The 1,268-nt window shown below is 75.2% G+C and carries 1 protein-coding gene; it reads left to right on the top strand.

All coding sequences use genetic code 11. The annotated features are described in order from the left end of the window. Window positions 1-56 precede the first annotated feature (56 nt). Window positions 57-1,268, top strand: a 1,212-nt coding sequence (locus tag C1J00_RS43380) for an ATP-binding protein (protein WP_102914231.1), incomplete at its 3' end; no start/stop codon positions are given.

Below are 1,268 nucleotides of genomic sequence, written 5' to 3' on the forward strand. Positions count from 1 at the left end.
TCCCTCTCCTCGTCCCCGTCCACCTCCCCATCCGGTTCTGCCTCGGTGAGCGGCGGATGAGGCCCGGGCTGCCGCAGTGGTCCGGGACGCTCGCCGCGAAGGCCGCCGCCTTCATCACGGTGATGTGCTGCGCCCTGGCGGCCCTGCTCGGCGTCCTGGTGCACGTGCAGGTGACGAACCAGACCGTCGGCCAGGCTCGCGACCAGGCGCTGCAGCGGCTGACGCAGGCGACGGAGCGGTACGAGGCCGGGGACACGCTGCGGCTGGACGCCGGGGTGGATCCGCCGGGGCTGCCCGGGGAGCTGCGGAACCTGGCGGTGGCCGGGGACCGCGGCACGATGGTCGCCGAACGTGAGGGACGCCCCACGATGTGGGCGGCGGGTCCCGTCGACGGCGAGCGGGCGCTGGCCGTCGCGGTCGACTACTCGCAGCAGGCCCGCACGATCGAGGGCCTGGACCGGGCGATCTTGTGGTCGTCGGGTCTGGCGATCGGGGCGACGCTGCTGGTCGGGGCGTTCGCTGTGACGCGGGTGACGCGGCGGCTGCACACCACGGCGCTGGTCGCGCGGCGGATCAGCGCGGGCGATCTGGACGCGCGCGTGAACGACCCCCGCACGGGCCCGCGCACGAAGGCCGGCCCGCAGGACGAGGTGGCCGCGGTCGCCGCCGCGCTGGACTTGATGGCGGCCTCGCTCCAGGGCAAGCTGCTGGCCGAGCAGCGGTTCACGGCGGATGTCGCGCATGAACTGCGCACTCCGCTGACCGGGTTGCACGCGGCGGCGGAGCTGTTGCCGCCGGGCCGTCCGACGGAGCTGGTCCGCGACCGGGTGGCGGCGCTGCGCACGCTCACCGAGGACCTGCTGGAGATCTCCCGGCTGGACACCGGCCGGGAGCGGCTGGAACTGGACACGGAGCGACTGGGGCCGCTGGCCGAGCGGGCGGTGCGGGCCGCAGGGACGGGCACGGAGGTCAGGGTCGTACGGGATGTGTCCGTGGAGACGGACCGGCGGCGGCTGGAGCGGGTGCTGGGCAACCTCGTGGCCAACGCCCACCAGCACGGACGGGGTCCGGTGGTACTGACCGTGGACGGCCCGGTGGTGACCGTTCGCGACCACGGGGACGGGTTCCCGGAGTACCTGGTCACCCACGGGCCCCAGCGGTTCCGCACGGAGGGCGGCACGCGGGGGCACGGGCTCGGGCTGACCATCGCACGGGGGCAGGCCGAGGTGCTGGGGGCGCGGCTGGAGTTCGCGAACGCGCCGGAGGGC

Origin of the sequence: Streptomyces cahuitamycinicus (genome assembly GCF_002891435.1) — a bacterium.
Lineage (GTDB): Bacteria > Actinomycetota > Actinomycetes > Streptomycetales > Streptomycetaceae > Streptomyces > Streptomyces cahuitamycinicus.